Raw genomic sequence first — 17,023 nt, 5'->3', positions numbered from 1 at the left:
AGCAGTATTAGTGTTCAAGCCTCGCAACCATGGAAATATCCTGCCTGTAGTTGCCAAAGTGTTCGCCAAAAATATTGATGCCCCCGCGGCATTCCGCATCTTCCTTGATGCCTATTTTGAAGGATATGTATTCGCCCTTTGAAATATCCAGGGATTCCAGGCCGAGATCGGATGTTTTCCTGCCATCCCCGAAGCAGCCCTGGGGGCTTATTTCAAGGTGGTGGAGTTCGCCGTATTGGGTTGATTCATCAGGCCACCAGCCGGGGTTGTATATGCCCCGTTTGTCCCCATAATCGCCGGCGCTGCGGAAGGTGAACACCTCGTTGTGATTTATCCAGATGGTTATATCACTGGGCCATTCGTTGTTATAGCCTGCTGTTTCGGAGCATGCTTCGAAACTGAAAATGATGGATTGAATAACTTCGGATTTAATCGAATGATTGGGGAAGCGGTATTCCAGATACCCGGAGCTGAACCAGACCAACTGGGCGTGAATGCGCTCGGGGCTGTAAAAGGCATTTTCAGAATCCTCTATGCCAATGTAAGATTTTTTGCCTGCAATACCGCAGGGCTTGGTAATGGAGCAGTCAAAATAGTAACCCAGGGGCATGTTGTACATAATTTCCCTGGCTTGCTTTTCTACACGCTTGCGGTGAAATATATCAATGTAAATGTCTTCAACCAGAATGGCGCAGGTTTTCTGCGCCCCCCTGAGCCCGGGTTTTTCCTGAATCAGTATGAGGCCTGCTTCTTCAAGTACCCGGACATTGAGGGCTGCAGATGAAACAGGCAGGGTGAATCTTTCAGCCAATTCGCTGATGTTCATTCCCGGCTTTTCAACGATTGCCTTTATCATCTGCAGCCTTACAGGAGAAGAGAGAGCCCTGAATACCTTTGCTGCTTTTTCACCCTGGTCAAGATCCAGATTGATGCGGTTCTTCAACGGGTATCCTTTACAATACGGTGTATGCTTCCTGTTTGCCGTTCATTGATCTCTTTAAGAATTTCCGGCTCCACTTTAAAATTGCGATCCATGTCCATGATGCCGTTGATCTCCTGCTGGACATCGGTAACCTGGGTATAGCAGAAACCGCAGATGTAATCAATTTCTTTAATGGCAGTAGTAATGGAATCGAAACGTTTAATGTAATCATCCTTGGATTTAACCTTGTTGCCATAACCCCAGCCCGATTCTCCATTGTTAAAAGCTATGCCGCCGAATTCGCTTAAGATGACAGGCTGGCCTTTATATTTATAATTTCCCGCAAAGGCAGATTTGAATTTGTTGTGGTAGATCATATTGTCAAATATGTCGTCAAGCTTATCCCCGTAACGGTCAAGGAAATCCTCTCCTTTTTCTTCATAATCATGCAGGGTGATAATATCGGAGATGGTATGCTCCCAGCCGTCATTGCAGATAACCGGGCGGTATGGATCATAGGATTTGGTGAGGTAATAAATGGCCTCGGTAAAACGCTGCTGGGTAATATCGGTTTTAATCTGCGGAACCCCCCATGATTCGTTGAAGGGCGTCCAGGTAATTATCGAAGGATGATTGTAATTCTGCCGCACAATCTCCATCCATTCACGGGTAAAATTCGTTACTGCTTCATCGCCGAATTCGTAGGTGGCAGCCATTTCGCTCCAGACAAGGAGACCTTTTACGTCGGCCCAGTAGAGGAATTTTTCATCCTCGATTTTTTGATGCTTCCTGACGCCGTTGTAACCCGCGGCCATAACCTTGTCTATGTCCGCAATGAGGGCTTCTTCAGAGGGCGGCGTGAGGTGGCTTTCTTTCCAATAACCCTGATCCAGGATGAGACGCTGGTAAAGGGGCGAACCGTTGAGGAGCACGTTGGGGCCGTCTATGCGTATCTCCCTCATGCCGAAATAGGAGAGGGCCTCGTCAATCGCCTTGCCGTTCTTTAAAAGTTTAAAACTGATATCGTAGAGGTCAGGATGTCCGGGGCCCCATGTGCGAATGCCCCATTCGGTGAGGGAAGTGGAAACCAAATCGGCATTAAAGCAAAGGCGATCTTTGGTCACCGGAACAGTAACGCTTGTTACAGGGATTCCTTTAAAACTGATGGAAGCTTCAAGTTCATAAGCTTCGCTGACGGATGCGCGCACTTCTGCTTCTATCTCTATTTTTCCCGAACTGAGCACAGGCGTCATTTTTACCGATGCGATGTGATCATCGCTTACATATTCAAGCCAAACGGTTTTCCATATCCCCGTAGTCTGCACATACCAACAGCCGAAGTTTTCATTCCGCCAGCGCTGCTTGCCCCTGGGCTGGAAAAGGCTGAACGAATCTTCTGCCTTGACCGTGATGATGTTCTCCCCGTTTTTGGAAAGATTGGTAATATCCAGGGAGAAGCGGGCATAGCCGCCCTTGTGGCCTCCTGCGAATCCGCCGTTGACCCAAACACTGGCGATATAATCGCAGCCTTCAAAATGGAGGACTATGCGTTTATCCCCGAGCTTGGCTTTTTCTATAGTAAGCGCCTTGCGGTACCAGACCGTATTATGGGGCGCTTCGTCGCCAATGCCGCCGGCGCTTGTCTCGTAGGTAAAGGGGACGGTGATTTTTTTCCCCGAGGGGAAGGCGCTGAACCACCCTGCGGCAGTTCCTTCATTCTTGTCATCAAAAGCGAAATCCCAGGGGCCGTTCAGGTTTTCCCAGGAATTCGAATCCCGGACGAATTGAGGACGCGGATAATTGGGCTGGTAGCATTGCATTGTATACCTCGTAGTATTTATAAAAGATAATAATTACATAAAAATTGTAACTATTATAATAATATTACACCCTGATTAGGAAGCATGTCAAGAAAACGGGTATGAAAAGTATATTTTCTTTAAGAAAACTTCAAAAAAACTGTTGACATATACAATATTGGGTGTTATCATTTTTATATGCAGGTTAAAATTACAGTATTTTTGTAATAATTGCCGGTATAATTCATTATTTTTTATGGAGGAAGCTATGAAAAGTGCAAAGACAATGACGATTCTGCTGTTGGGATTAATCCTTGCAGCAAGCCCGCTTTTTGCCGCAGGCGGTCAGCAGGGTGGAGCCGCTCCTGCACCCGCAAGCGGGGGCAGTACAGCTGCGGTTAGCGTAAATGAGGACGGGACCGTAAATAACCCTGAAGACGTAAAGGTCGATCCCAACAAACTGGTATTCTGGTCTCTCTTCTCGGGCGGCGATGGCGCCTGGATGGATAAGATTATCGCTGACTACAACCAGACCGGGCCTTCAAAGCAGGTACAGTCGGTCATGCTCGTTTGGGCGGACTACTATATCAAATTTGGGACTGCGGTAGCTGCAAGGAAAGGTCCGGATATCGGCGTTTCCCATGTCTCCCGGCTGCCCGAACTGGTAGAACAGGGAATGGTCGTTCCTGTCGATGCCTATGCCCAGAAAGCGGGGGTTAATTGGAATGATTTTGCCCCTGCCATGGTAGAAGGGGTTACTTTTAACGGCAAAAAATATGCCATCCCCCTGGACACCCATGCGGAGATTATGTATGTCAATACGGATATCCTGACCGCTGCCGGGGTTGCTTTAACCAACGGCCAGATTCGGGTGAATAATGCCGCAGAGTTTAAGGCTGTTCTGGATAAAGTAAAGTCTACCCTGAAAGCCGGACAGACCGTAATATCCTTGCCCCAGAGCGGAGATGAGCCCTATCGTATTTGGTGGGCTACTTATTTCCAGATGGGCGGAACTCCCCTGGTAAATGCTGCAGGTACCCAGGTGACCTTGAATCGGGATATTGCTATCCGGGCTGCCGAATATGTTAAGAGCTTCTTCACCGATGGTTATGTCCTTCCGGGCATTTCTGACGGCGGCCAGATGTTCCAGAATGGCCTTTCGGCTATAACCTGGAACGGGACCTGGATGACTGGTGTGTTCAGTGAGACATCGGGTCTCCATTTTGCCGCCCAGCCCTATCCCCGGGTTTTCGGCACCAATGACGCCTGTTGGGCTGATGCCCATGTTTTCGTAATTCCCACCAAACAGGCCCGGAACGAAGCGAATACCCAAGCGGCAGTGGATTTTACCGCCTGGGCAGTTACCAAGGGCGGGCCTACCTGGGCCGGCTCAGGCCAGATTCCCTCGAATATTCCTGTCCAGTCGAGTCCGGCTTTCACCGCGCTTCCCTATAGGGCAGATTATGCCAGGGCTGCAACCACTGCAGTACTTCCTTCCAAGAACGTCCATTTCGGCGCATTCAAAGATTCCATGATAACGAATCTTGATCTTGTGTGGGGCGGTCAGGCTACTCCTGCTGTGGCGATTCAGAATATCACCGATGCAATTACCCAGGCTATCAGGAACTAAAGCCGATTCCGGCTTTTAAGAACGGCTAAATCAGGGAACCTCTGAATATAAGTTTTCAGAGGTTCCCTTGTTGTTTGGCGATACTTTCTTTACCATGGGGGATTCTCAAAATGGAGAAGAAACGAGACAAGCATATTGGAAAAAAGACCCTCACCGCTTTTTTGTTTATTTTCCCTTTCCTGCTTTTGTATACGCTTTTTATTATCTGGCCGGTAATCCAGGGGATCTATGTGAGCCTCCATAAATGGGGCCTCATGGGGAAGATCCGTTTTTTGGGCATCAGCAATTATACCCGGTTTCTTACGGATAAATTCTTTTGGGAAGCCCTCTGGCATACGACCTGGTTTGTAATTATTTCTGTTCCCGCCCTCATCGTTACATCATTGGTTCTGGCATTATTGGCAAACCGGGCAAGCGGCTGCAAGAAACTCCTGAGAGTTTGCTATTACATCCCCACTGTAATTTCCGTATCTGTAGTTTCATTAATCGTGACAAAAATATTTGCCCCCTATATGGGGTTTTTGAGTACCATGCTCCATTCATTTAATATATTGAAGCCTGATCAGGAAATTACCTGGCTGATGAGCCCTCCGCTTATCTGGTTTGTTGTTACCCTGACTACCGTTTGGTGGACTATTGGTTTTTCCATGATGCTTTATATATCGGCCCTTCAGGATATACCCACCCAGGTATATGAAGCGGCGGAATTGGACGGTGCAGGCAGCGGCGGTCAGCTTTTTAAAATAACGCTGCCTCTTTTAGCGCCTACTACGTATCTGGTTCTTCTTCTGCAGATCATTGCGTCCTTTAAAATATTCGGGCAGATTTACCTTATTTCCCGGGGAGGGCCTGGCAGCATGACCCGGCCGCTGATTCAATATGTTTATGAAGCTGCCTTCCGTCAAAATGATTTGAGCTATGGCGCCGCCATGTCTTATGCTCTCTTTCTGATTTTGGTGATACTTTCATTTATTCAGATTAAGTATCAAAATGTAAAGGAGAAAGCATCATGAGCAATGTACGCAGGCATAACCCAGGCAGTGTCTTATTAACGATCCTTTCATTGATCTTTGCCTTTATTTTTATTTTCCCCCTTTTGTGGTCTCTTTTTGTTTCATTGAAAGCCGAGGGAACCCCCATGCGGACTGTCTTTGACTGGTTTAAGCCCCCTTATACACTGGCCAGTTATCCTACCATACTGCTTAACAGCAAAGTTCCGATTTGGTTTTATAACAGCATACTCATTGCAATTATCGCTACCATAGCGACGATCCTTATTTCTTCTCTTGCAGCGTATCCCCTGGCGAAGATGGAATTTATCGGGAAGAAAAAAATCTATTTTTATTTCCTCCTGGGGCTCATGGTACCCACAGAGGCGACCATAGTCCCTCTCTTTATTACAGTGAATGGACTTAACCTAATCGACAGTTATCCGGGAATGATACTCCCCTCCATTGCGGGGTCTATGAATCTGATAATCATGGTTACTTTTTTTAAGGGAATTCCCCATGAATTGATCGAGGTAGCCCAGCTTGACGGTGCGCGGAATATTTCCATTTTTACGCGGATCATACTTCCTCTCTCAAGAACTGTGCTGGTGACGGTAAGCATCTTTGCTTTTATGGGAAGCTGGAATAATTATCTTTGGCCCCTGCTTTGCGCCATGGGAGAACGGATGTTTACCTTGCCAGTGGGACTTCCAACCCTGTCGAATACCTACTCGGTGGATTATGTTATTCCATCTACTGCTACAATGGTTGCCTCAATTCCGGCAATTATTGTATTCCTGATTTTTGAAAAGCAGATTACCCAGGGTATCGCTATGTCGGGTATTAAAGGATAAATGGGTCTTTCAAAGCCTTTAATTTTCGCCATGATTTTAATTATGGCTTCATGTTCATCATCTCCAAAAGGAAATTTTCCTTTAGAAAATAATCAGGCAGGTATCAATATGAAAACGAGAGTTCCCAGTGTTCCCTTAATCACATGCGATCCGTATTTTTCTGTATGGTCCCCGGCAGACAAGCTTTATGATGCTGATACAGTCCATTGGACCGGAAGAAAGCAAAATATGAAGGGTATTGCTTCTGTAGACGGAAAGAATTACCGCTTCCTCGGCTATAGTTCTGATCCTGTTTTGGATCAAAAAGATTTCTTTATTACTGCCACTTCTTCCCAATACCGTTTTGAAGGCGCGGGGATAATCCTGGAAATTGCATTTTTGACCCCCCTTCTGCTGGATGATATTGATCTGCTTTCACGGCCCTTGTCTTATATCAGTGCTAAAGTGCGGTCTGCCGATGGTAAGCCACATGAAGTTGAGCTCAATTTTTCTTTTGACAGTACTTTCTGTAAAATGGGAGATGATGCAGTTCCCCTTGTGAGCGGCATTCACAATTTAAGCAATTCTTTTGCCGCATGGATGGGTCAGCGAAAGCAGGCGCCTTTGAGCCATTCAGGCGATGATGTGAGCATTGACTGGGGTTACCTTTACCTTGCAATTCCCGAAGGGCAGGGCAGGGTTTTTATTTCAGGTGCAGGTGAAGCTCTGACTGCAAAATTGAAATTTTCTGTCTTGTCCGGAGGGGAACCTCGCTCTGCGAGCTCGGCGGCAGGTTCCGGCGCCCAGGAAGGTTTTTTTGCCGCCGCCTATGACGATACAGCCTCCATTAATTATTTCGGGGAAACCCGACGAGGTTATTGGGCCAGGGATGGCAAAACAATACTGAGTGTTATCGAAGAAGGAATTGAAAATTATCCATCAATTAAAAACCGCTGCGCCCAATTTGACGCTGAATTAAATAAAAAGGCTCTTGCTTCAGGCGGCCCTGATTACCAGCTTATAACGAACCTTGCTTATCGGCAAAGTATCGCTGCCCATAAACTCATAGCCGATGAAAAGGGGGAGGCGCTATTTATATCCAAAGAATGTTTTTCCAATGGCTGCGCCGCCACCGTGGATATAAGTTATCCTTCAACGCCGCTCTATCTTCTCTACAATCCTGAACTGGTTAAGGGTATGTTAAGACCCATATTGCATTTTTCCGGGCTTTCTGTTTGGATTTATGATTTTGCTCCCCATGATGCGGGACGTTATCCGTATGTAACCGGACAGGTCTATGGGTTAAAGAATTTGGACATGAAGAATACCGAAGTATATCCCCATTTTTATGCCTTCCCTGCAAATAGTGACGCCTATGATCCTCGTTATCAAATGCCGGTGGAAGAATGCGGAAACATGATCATTATGATGGCGGCAGTTGCAAAGGCTGAAGGCAACGCTGATTTTTCAAAGCCCTATCTCGCCCTTCTTGAAAAATGGGCGGTTTATCTTGAGACATACGGCACTGACCCCGGTGAGCAGCTTTGTACCGATGACTTTGCAGGTCATCTGGCCCATAACTGCAATCTGGCGGCCAAGGCAATCATGGGTCTTGAAGCTTTCGGTCTTATTCTTGATATGGTCGGTGACAAAGCCAAGGCTGCCAGATACCACGACAAGGCAAAGACCTTTGCCCATGAATGGACTGCCAATACTGCCAGGGGCGATCACAGCGCGTTAGTGTTTGACAAGCAGGATGGCTGGGCACTGAAATACAATTTGGTATGGGATAAACTTTTTGGCACCAAATTATTTGACGACAGTCTCTTTGCGAAAGAAGTACAGTGGTATATCAAGACGCAGAATAAATACGGCGTTCCCCTGGATTCACGGAGGGAATACACCAAGTCTGACTGGATACTTTGGACCGCGGCATTTACCAAAGATGTTAAAGAAAGGGAAGCCCTGATAGCGCCCATTGCAGCATTCCTGCACGAAACTCCCGATAGGGTTCCTTTCTCCGACTGGTATGATACCATCAGCGCCAAGCACTACTATTTCCAGAACCGTACTGTGCAGGGCGGTCTCTTCATGCTTCTCCTGGCTGATGAGTGGATGCGTTAAACTGGGCCGCGTGTAATTCAGCATAGAGCCCGCCGCTTTCGAGAAGCTCGCTGTGGGTTCCCTGCTGGCGTATGCCTTCGTCGTCTATGACCACGATGCGGCCGGCGTTCCTTATGGTCGAAAGTCTGTGGGCTATTACCATGGTGGTGCGGCCCCGGGAAAGTTCTTCCAGGGCTTTCTGTATTTTCAATTCCGTTGCGGAGTCAAGGGCGCTTGTGGCCTCGTCGAGTATGAGTATGGGCGGGTTTTTTAGGAAGATGCGGGCAATGGAAACCCGCTGCTTCTGCCCTCCCGAAAGTTTTATTCCCCGTTCGCCCACAAGCGTATCATAGCCCTGGGGCATTTCCATAATATCATCGTGGATCTCGGATTGTTTTGCAGCTTCCATGATTTCTTCATCTGTCGCGTTAATTCTGCCATAGGCAATATTTTCTTTAATGGTTCCTGCAAAGAGAAAAACTTCCTGCTGGACTATGCCTATATTGCGGCGCAATGATTCAAGGGTCACATCCCTGATGTCGTGGCCATCAATGGTAATGCTGCCTTTTGAAGTTTCGTAAAACCTAGGCAGGAGATGGCAAAGGGTGGTCTTGCCTCCGCCCGAGGGGCCCACCAGGGCAAGGGTTGTTCCTGCGGGAACATTCAGGTTGATGTTCCTAAGCACATAGCGTTCGCTGGCAGCAGCGTCCTGAGTATAGGCAAAGGTGACATCCTCATACCCGATATTTCCTTTAACTTGATCCAGGGTGAAGGCATTGGGCCTGTCCTGTATATCGGGCATTATCCGCATGATTTCCGCAAAACGGCCGAAGCCCGCCATACCGGTGGTGAACTGTTCCACAAAATTCTGAAGCCGCCTTATGGGCTGGAGAAAGGCGGCAACAAAAAGATTGCAGGTGATGAGTTCTGCAAGGGTCATCTTGTCTCCCATAATAAGGAAGCCTCCAGCCGCTATGACTGTTACTGTAAGCAGGTTGGTCATAAACTCGACTTTGCTGTGGAAACCCGCCATGGTCTTGTAATAATTCTTTTTGGCATTTTTGAAATTTTCGTTGCCCCCTTTGAACTTTCCGGTCTCGTAGGATTCGTTGGTAAAGGCCTTGGCAACCCTGGCGCCTGAGATGCTTGATTCAAGGGAAGCGTTTATCTCCGCAGTCCGCTCCTTTACTTTCCGGGAAGCCAGCCTCATGGTACCCCGCGAAACGATGGTAATGACGATCATCAGGGGAACCATCACTAAAAGGACTGCTGCCATCTCCCAGCGTATGGTAAAGACCAGGATGAAAGAGCCGATTAAGGTAAGGAAGGAAATGAACAGATCCTCGGGTCCGTGGTGGGCAAGTTCTGTTACTTCGAAAAGATCCGTGGTCACCCGGGACATAATCTGCCCTGTGCGGTTGTTGTCGTAAAAAGAAAAGGGCAGCTCCTGAAGATGGTTAAAAAGATCCCGCCTCATGTCAGCCTCGATATAAGCCCCTACGGTATGCCCCCAATAAGTCACAAAATAGGTAAAGCCCATCCTGAGGAGGTAAAGCGCAACCATAAGACTTATAAGGAAAAAAAAGAATTGGTAACGTCCTGTTGGGAGGAGCTTCTCTATGGTAAATTTAGTCATCATGGGGAAGGCAAGATCTGTACCCGAGATAAGGGCGGCGCAGAACATGTCGGCTGCGAACAGCTTCCAATGGGGCTTGTAATATCCTGCGAAAATTTTCAATAGGGGTTTGTCGAAGTTGATTTTTTGATGCATAATGCTAGTGTATCAATTTTAGGGCACTGTTTGAAGTGCCAAAAGGATTCCATGGGACTGAACGATACCCCTTCGGGGAACAGGGTGCATATAGGCTTTTTCGGCAGGCGCAACGCGGGGAAGTCGAGCCTTCTCAATGCAATCACAGGCCAGGATCTGGCGGTGGTTTCCGAAGTTAAGGGCACCACCACAGATCCTGTTTCCAAGGCCATGGAGCTTCTCCCCCTGGGGCCGGTGCTGGTTATTGATACCCCCGGCATCGACGATGAAGGGGAGCTTGGCGCCAAGCGGGTTCTCAAGGCAAAACAGGTTCTCAACAAGACCGATGTCGCTGTTCTCGTGGTTGATGCAGTGCTGGGCAGGGATAAGGCTGACAATGATCTATTAGATATTTTTAAATATAAAAATGTGACTTACATTATTGCTTACAATAAGTGCGATGAGCTTCCCGGAGGTTCATTGAATTCCGCCGCAGTTGAGGCAAATGAAATTTATGTCAGTGCAAAGACAGGGCATAATATAGAAGCATTGAAAGATCTCATCGCAAGCCTTGTGCATACCGAAGACATGAAGCTTCAGCTTGTGGGGGATTTGATAAAGCCCGGCGACTTTGTGGTATTGGTAACTCCTATCGATAAGGCTGCCCCCAAGGGGCGGCTCATACTCCCCCAGCAACAAACCATCAGGGATGTGCTTGAAACTGACGCAATTGCGGTGGTGGTCAAAGAATTTGAGCTTAAGGAAACTCTGGAGCATTTGGGAAAGAAGCCAAGCCTGGTGATTACAGACAGCCAGGTTTTTGCCAAGGCGAGCGCCGATACGCCTCTTGATATTCCCCTCACTTCTTTTTCGATAATTTTTGCCAGGTACAAGGGCTTCCTGGCTCCTGCTGTTCGGGGTGTCAAACACCTTGACCATATAGGGGAGGGAAGCCGTATTCTGATATGCGAGGGTTGCACCCATCACAAACAGTGCGACGATATAGGAACGGTGAAACTCCCCCGTTGGATAAAGCAATATACGGGGGTGAATCCCGAATTTGTGTTTACATCGGGGGGTGATTATCCGGAGGATCTGTCCTCTTTTGAGATGGTCATACACTGCGGCGCCTGTATGCTCAACGAAAGGGAAATGCGTTACAGACAGGAATGTGCTGCAGACCAGGGCGTTCCCTTTACCAATTATGGAATCAGTATTGCGTTTATGCAGGGCATACTCAGGCGCAGCCTTGAAGTATTTCCCCATATACTTGCTGAATTGGAGGTTTTATGAAAACGGCGGTTATTTATTATTCTTTTGAGGGCAACAGCACGGCGGTTGCATCGCTTCTTGCGGAAAGATTCAAGGCGGATATTTTTCCTGTGGAATTAAAAGATGCAAAAAAGAGGAAAGGTTTTGCCAAATATGCCTGGGGCGGCAGCATGGTGTTTATGCACAGGACCCCTCCAGTTAAGCCGCTGGCCATCAATATAGACGCTTATGATTTGATCATCCTGGGCTGCCCCGTATGGGCTGCCTCCCCTGCGCCTCCCCTGGTTTCCTTTTTAAAGGGAACTAAAATAACGGGCAAAAAAGTTGCCCTCTATTGCTGCCATGCAGGAGGCAAAGGCGGAGCTATGGAAAAACTCAAGGCCCTGATCCCGGGAAACACCATTGCCGGTGAAATTGATTTTCATAATCCCGGCAGTATTGATAAAAACACATTAAGCGCCCAGCTTGATGAATGGATTAAAACCATTAAGCTCTGATGCGCACTGAAAAAGATGAATTGGGGGAAATTCAAATACCTGATAATGCCTTTTACGGGACACAAACAGCCAGGGCAATGGAGAACTTTTCTCTCGGATACAAAAGGGTAAGCCTTAAATTGATCTACGCCATGGTAAAGGTGAAGAAGGCGGCTGCCCTTTGCCTTGTCAAGCTGGCTTCTCAAGACGAAGCCCTTAAATACCGCGCCATTGCCCAAGCCTGCGATGAGGTACTTCAAGGCAAGGCTGACGACCAATTCAAAATTGACGCCCTGCAGGGCGGGGCAGGGACTTCCACCAATATGAATGTGAACGAGGTTCTCGCAAACCTCGCCCTTGAAATATTGGGGAAGCCTAGAGGCGCTTATGCCATTATTCATCCCCTGGATCATGTGAACCGCCTCCAGTCAACCAACGATGTGTACCCCACGAGCCTGCGCATTGCCGCCATAGATTTACTGCGTGAATTGAGCGACAACTGTGCCAGGCTTCAGGAAAGCCTCCAGAAAAAGGAAACCGAATACAGCGGTATAAAAAAACTTGGGCGCACTGAGTTAATGGATGCAGTCCCCATTACCTTGGGTGAAGAATTCGGCGCTTACGCCCAAGCCATAGGACGTGATCGCTGGCGTCTTTACAAAGTGGAAGAAAGGCTCAGGCAGGTAAACCTTGGCGGCGCCGCAGTGGGCCTTGCAGGAAAAAATGAGAAGCTGTACCACCATGGGGTTCTGGAACAGCTCAGGGAAATAACCGGCATGGGTCTTGCCGCAGCAGAATACCCCATGGATCTGACCCAAAACTGCGATGTCTTTGTGGAAGTTTCGGGGCTTCTTAAAAGCCTGGGTGTAAATTTGACCAAAATAGCCAATGACTTAAGGCTCATGAATTCGGGTCCACGAGGCGGTCTGGGTGAAATACGGCTTGCGCCCATGCAAAAAGGGAGCAGTATTATGCCCGGCAAAGTAAACCCCGTGATACCCGAGATGGCAATACAGGTCGGGATAAAAGTTGCCGCCAATGATTTTGCCATTACCGCCGCTGCGAGCCGGGGGGAATTCGAGCTTAATGCTTTTTCCCCCTTGATTGCCGATGCGCTTTTGGAAAGCCTTTTGCTTTTATGCAGGACAGTCCGTATATTCCGCACCAAATGCATAGAAACACTTGAACCTGTAGAGGGGCGCTGTGCTGCCCTGCTTGAAAATTCCTGCGCCTTTGCAGCTTCTTATGTCCCCCGTTTGGGTTATGACACAGTAAACCGGATTATTGCAGAGAACAATGGCGATCCCGAAAGGGTAAGGCAAGCCCTGGATTTGCTGTAGGCGCTATGACCGCTTGAGTGGGGTTGTTGATTTATTTTTAAAAACAGATTAACATGAAACATCCATTTCCAGTGAGAGCAATCTTGCAGGAAGTGGCACTAAATTATGACCTTGCGGGCCAAGTTAATTCTGGCAAGCTTAGGAGCGAAAATGGAACGAATTGCAGTAATAGGGGCGATTTTGCAAAACCCCCGGACAAGCCAAAAAAGCTTTAACGAAACAGTGTCCGCCTTTAGGGGCATAGTCAAAGGCCGCATGGGCATTCCTGTAGACGAGGAAGACCTTGCGGTCATCTCCATTACTCTCCAGGGTGATTTGGACGAAATCAATTCCCTCACAGGAAAATTGGGAAATCTCAAAGGGGTAATCGTCAAGACTGCCGTTTCCAGCGAATTAAAAGGCAAGGAGGCGGACAAATGACAGCGGAACTGGACAGAGCCTTTCTTACAAACACTAAAAATTTTATCGATCAAGCCTATATCGAAGGGCTTCTTGAAGAATCAAAAAACACTGCGAGTTCAGAAATTGAAAAAATACTGGACAAGGCTGAGCGTTTTGAGGGCCTCAACCATATTGAAATCGCAAGCCTTTTAACCACCAAAGATCCCGTCCATAATGCAAGGATCTTTTCTATTGCGGGGGAAATAAAGCGCCATATTTACGGCAACCGTATCGTTATGTTCGCTCCCCTCTATGTGAGCGATTACTGTGTAAACCGCTGCGCCTATTGCAGTTACAACTGCAGCCATGAATTCGGAAGGCGTAAGCTCAGCATGGATGAAATCAGGGAGGAAGTGAAGATACTCGAGTCCATGGGGCACAAGAGGATTGCCCTTGAGGCGGGCGAGCATGACGAAATTTGCCCCATTGATTACATACTCGACTGCATGAAGACCATCTATGACATGAAGTTTGAAAACGGCGCCATAAGGCGCATCAATGTGAATATCGCCGCCACCAAAGTTGAGAATTACAAAAAACTTGCGGACGTGGGCATAGGGACGTACATACTTTTCCAGGAAACCTACCATCAACCCACGTACGAAAAGGTGCATGTTTCGGGGCCGAAAAAGGATTTTACCTATCATCTTACTGCCTTTGACCGCGCCCATGAGGGCGGCATTGACGATGTCGGGGGAGGTGTGCTTTTCGGTTTGGCTGATCCGTATTATGAAGTTTTGGGCCTCATGATCCACAACGAACATCTTGAAAAGGAATTCAACGTTGGCTTTCATACTATTTCCGTTCCCCGCCTTTGTCCTGCCGCAGGTATGGATATTGAGAATTTTCCCCATCTGGTGGATGACGAAACTTTTGAACGGATCGTTGCAATTATCAGGCTGGCGGTTCCCTTTACGGGGATGATACTTTCCACCAGGGAAAATCACCGCATGAGGACAAAGCTGCTTCGGATGGGGATTTCACAGATCAGTGCAGGTTCAAGCACCGATGTTGGGGGGTATGCAAAACGGGAACACCAAGAAGCCGCCAACCCCCAGTTCTTTGTAAACGATGAACGTACTGCCTTGGAAATAATTTCCGAACTCATGGATGACGGATACATACCCAGCTTCTGTACCGCCTGTTACCGTTCAGGCCGTACCGGCGACCGCTTTATGAGCCTTGCGAAATCAGGGCAGATAAAAAATGTCTGCCTTCCCAATGCTCTCATGACCCTGAGCGAATATGCAGAGGATTACGGTGATTTATTATTTAAAGAAAGGGCTCAGGTTGCCATTAAAAACTCCCTTCCCGAAATTCAAAATGAAATAATCCGTACCAAAGCTGCGCAGAATATCGATAAAATATTTTCCTCCGGCGAGCGGGATTTTTATGTATAGTGATGCCGAGCTGCTTCATTTTATTACTACCGAAGATCCCGCCGAGATGGAGGAACTTTTTTCTGCGGCCCGGGAAATCCGCGCCGGACATTACGGAAAGGATGTGTATTTTCGGGGCCTCATCGAATTTACCAATTATTGCAAAAACGATTGCTTTTACTGCGGCATCAGGGGAAGCAACAAAAATGTTAAACGCTACAGGCTTAGCGCGGAAGAAATACTGAATTGCTGCCGTATGGGGGACCTGCTGGGTTATAAAACTTTTGTGCTCCAGGGCGGGGAAGATCCGTATTTTACCGATGACCGTATTGTAGAAATTGTGCAACTTATACGGAAAGAATATCCCGATCATGCCATTACCCTCTCCATTGGAGAAAAAAGCCGACAAAGTTACGAAGCCTATTTCGAGGCGGGCGCAAACCGCTATCTCCTGCGCCATGAGACCGCCAACGATGATCATTATAAAAAAATGCATCCAGAGGCCATGAAGCTTTCGGAACGGAAAGAATGTCTTTATATATTGAAAGAAATCGGCTATCAGGTTGGGGCGGGCTTTATGGTCGGAAGCCCCTTTCAGACCCCCGAATGTCTTTTGGAGGATCTCCGCTTCCTTGAGGATCTGAAACCTCACATGGCGGGCATTGGCCCCTTTATCCCCCAGGCTGATACGCCCTTTGCTCATTTCCGGCAAGGCTCGCTTAACCAAACCCTGCGTATGGTTGCACTGACGCGGCTGCTCTTGCCCGATGCCCTGATTCCGGCTACCACTGCTTTGGGTACCATCGATCCCAAGGGTAGGGAAAAGGGGCTTCTCTCAGGTGCGAATGTGGTGATGCCGAATCTTTCGCCCAAAGCGGTACGCAAGCTTTATGCCCTGTACGACAACAAAATTTGCACTGGCGACGAAGCTGCCGAATGTCGCCTCTGCATGGAGGGGCGCATACGGGGTTATGGTTTTGAACCCAAGATGGTCAGGGGAGATCACCCGAGCTTACAGCTTGTTGCTATGAGCTGATTGTTCCACCGCCTACCACGATATCCCCGTCGTACATCACCATGGCCTGTCCGGGCGTCACAGCCCGCTGGCCTTCCTCAAATTCAACATGGATAGTGTCAGGGGCGCTTTGTTCAGCCCATGCCCATTGTTCCTTTTGGAGATACCTGGTTTTGACTTTTACACGCAGGGGTTTTTCGATAGCAGCGCAGGCAATGAGGTTTATGCCATGGGCGTCAAGGCTTTTTGAGTAGAGTGAAGCGTCGGGCCCCATGGTAACAGTATTACTGCGTATGTCCTTGCGGGCTACATAAACCGGTTCGTTGCAGGCAACGCCAAGGCCTCGCCTCTGTCCGATAGTGTAGCGCACTATGCCCTTGTGCCTGCCTATGACTTTTCCGTTAAGGTCGATGATGTCCCCTTCGGGGTAATGCCTGCCTGTATACTGTTCCATAAAGCCGCCGTAGTTGCCGTCGGGAACAAAGCAGATGTCCTGGCTATCGTGTTTTTTAGCGTTGATAAAATCTTTTTGCAGTGCGATTTCCCGTACTTCAGTTTTGGTCATAGCCCCCAGGGGGAAGATAGTATGTTCAAGCTGGTCCTGAGTAAGGCAGTACAGCACATAGCTCTGGTCTTTTTTTTCGTCTATGGCTTTTTTTAACAGATAACGCCCGCTTGCAATATCCTTCTCGATACGAGCATAGTGGCCGGTTACGATGTTACCATATTCAAGTTCCTTTGCCCGGTGCAGGAGTTTTTCAAATTTGATAGAGCGGTTACAGTCAATGCAGGGGTTGGGGGTTCCCCCTTCTTCATATATTTTGATGAAACGTTCTATCACGTCTTCTTTAAAATCTTCAATAAAATTGAGCACATAGTGGGGCATGCCCAGACGGTACGCCACATCACGGGCATCGTTTACGTCCTCTAGGGAACAGCAGCGGCTTCCGCCTGAAAAAAGTTTCAGCGTAATGCCTATGCAGTCATAACCCTGACTGAGCATGAGGGAGGCCGCCACGGAACTGTCCACGCCCCCGGACATGGCGATTACTGCTTTTTCATTCATGGGCGCGT

Annotated in this window: 14 protein-coding genes; 10 read left to right on the top strand and 4 right to left on the bottom strand. The window is 48.0% G+C overall.

All coding sequences use genetic code 11. The annotated features are described in order from the left end of the window. Positions 1-7: 7 nt before the first annotated feature. Positions 8-943 (bottom strand): ArsR/SmtB family transcription factor, encoded by a 936-nt coding sequence (locus TREAZ_RS14210; RefSeq protein ID WP_015712583.1) that lies wholly within the window; start codon positions 941-943, stop codon positions 8-10. Then, a complete protein-coding gene (locus tag TREAZ_RS14205) occupies positions 940-2,742 on the bottom strand; it encodes a glycoside hydrolase family 2 protein (protein ID WP_015712582.1) in 1,803 nt (600 codons plus the stop codon). The genes TREAZ_RS14210 and TREAZ_RS14205 overlap by 4 nt, the downstream gene beginning before the upstream one ends. Positions 2,743-2,989: 247 nt before the next feature. Here TREAZ_RS14205 and TREAZ_RS14200 point away from each other — a divergent pair, with 247 nt between their 5' ends. From TREAZ_RS14200 to TREAZ_RS14185, 4 genes are all read left to right on the top strand, one after another. After that, complete coding sequence (locus TREAZ_RS14200) at positions 2,990-4,351, top strand: type 2 periplasmic-binding domain-containing protein (RefSeq protein ID WP_169312640.1); 1,362 nt, start codon at positions 2,990-2,992, stop codon at positions 4,349-4,351. A 110-nt stretch (positions 4,352-4,461) separates the two neighbouring features. After that, positions 4,462-5,364, top strand: a complete 903-nt coding sequence (locus tag TREAZ_RS14195; protein ID WP_015712580.1) for a carbohydrate ABC transporter permease — start codon at positions 4,462-4,464, stop codon at positions 5,362-5,364. Next, a complete protein-coding gene (locus TREAZ_RS14190) occupies positions 5,361-6,194 on the top strand; it encodes a carbohydrate ABC transporter permease (RefSeq protein ID WP_015712579.1) in 834 nt (277 codons plus the stop codon). The genes TREAZ_RS14195 and TREAZ_RS14190 overlap by 4 nt, the downstream gene beginning before the upstream one ends. Continuing rightward, positions 6,195-8,297, top strand: a complete 2,103-nt coding sequence (locus TREAZ_RS14185) for a glutaminase domain-containing protein (RefSeq protein ID WP_015712578.1) — start codon at positions 6,195-6,197, stop codon at positions 8,295-8,297. Here TREAZ_RS14185 and TREAZ_RS14180 read toward each other — a convergent pair. After that, the gene (locus TREAZ_RS14180) at positions 8,263-10,047 is read right to left on the bottom strand and encodes an ABC transporter ATP-binding protein (RefSeq protein WP_015712577.1); all 1,785 of its coding nucleotides are present in this window, start codon (positions 10,045-10,047) and stop codon (positions 8,263-8,265) included. The genes TREAZ_RS14185 and TREAZ_RS14180 overlap by 35 nt on opposite strands. A gap of 30 nt (positions 10,048-10,077) precedes the next feature. Between TREAZ_RS14180 and hydF the strand changes: the two genes are divergently transcribed. From hydF to hydE, 6 genes are all read left to right on the top strand, one after another. Further along, positions 10,078-11,319, top strand: coding sequence for a [FeFe] hydrogenase H-cluster maturation GTPase HydF (gene hydF, locus TREAZ_RS14175; RefSeq protein WP_245535037.1), 1,242 nt, complete (start codon positions 10,078-10,080; stop codon positions 11,317-11,319). Beyond that, a complete protein-coding gene (locus TREAZ_RS14170) occupies positions 11,316-11,795 on the top strand; it encodes a flavodoxin family protein (protein ID WP_015712575.1) in 480 nt (159 codons plus the stop codon). Before hydF ends, TREAZ_RS14170 begins: the two co-directional genes overlap by 4 nt. Next, entirely contained in the window at positions 11,795-13,114 is a 1,320-nt protein-coding gene (locus TREAZ_RS14165; protein ID WP_015712574.1) for an aspartate ammonia-lyase, read from the top strand. Before TREAZ_RS14170 ends, TREAZ_RS14165 begins: the two co-directional genes overlap by 1 nt. A 150-nt stretch (positions 13,115-13,264) precedes the next feature. After that, positions 13,265-13,534, top strand: coding sequence for a TM1266 family iron-only hydrogenase system putative regulator (locus tag TREAZ_RS14160; RefSeq protein ID WP_015712573.1), 270 nt, complete (start codon positions 13,265-13,267; stop codon positions 13,532-13,534). After that, the gene (gene hydG, locus TREAZ_RS14155) at positions 13,531-14,955 is read left to right on the top strand and encodes a [FeFe] hydrogenase H-cluster radical SAM maturase HydG (RefSeq protein ID WP_015712572.1); all 1,425 of its coding nucleotides are present in this window, start codon (positions 13,531-13,533) and stop codon (positions 14,953-14,955) included. The genes TREAZ_RS14160 and hydG overlap by 4 nt, the downstream gene beginning before the upstream one ends. Further along, entirely contained in the window at positions 14,948-15,970 is a 1,023-nt protein-coding gene (gene hydE / locus TREAZ_RS14150) for a [FeFe] hydrogenase H-cluster radical SAM maturase HydE (protein ID WP_015712571.1), read from the top strand. The genes hydG and hydE overlap by 8 nt, the downstream gene beginning before the upstream one ends. Here hydE and mnmA read toward each other — a convergent pair. Further along, positions 15,960-17,015 carry a tRNA 2-thiouridine(34) synthase MnmA gene (gene mnmA, locus TREAZ_RS14145; RefSeq protein WP_015712570.1) on the bottom strand — a complete coding sequence of 352 codons (1,056 nt, stop codon included), beginning with the start codon at positions 17,013-17,015 and terminating at the stop codon, positions 15,960-15,962. The genes hydE and mnmA overlap by 11 nt on opposite strands. Between the last annotated feature and the right edge of the window lie 8 nt (positions 17,016-17,023).

The organism is Leadbettera azotonutricia ZAS-9, assembly GCF_000214355.1.
Taxonomy (GTDB): domain Bacteria; phylum Spirochaetota; class Spirochaetia; order Treponematales; family Breznakiellaceae; genus Leadbettera; species Leadbettera azotonutricia.
Note: the sequence above shows the minus strand (reverse complement) of the source record. Positions and strands in the feature narration are given on the sequence as shown.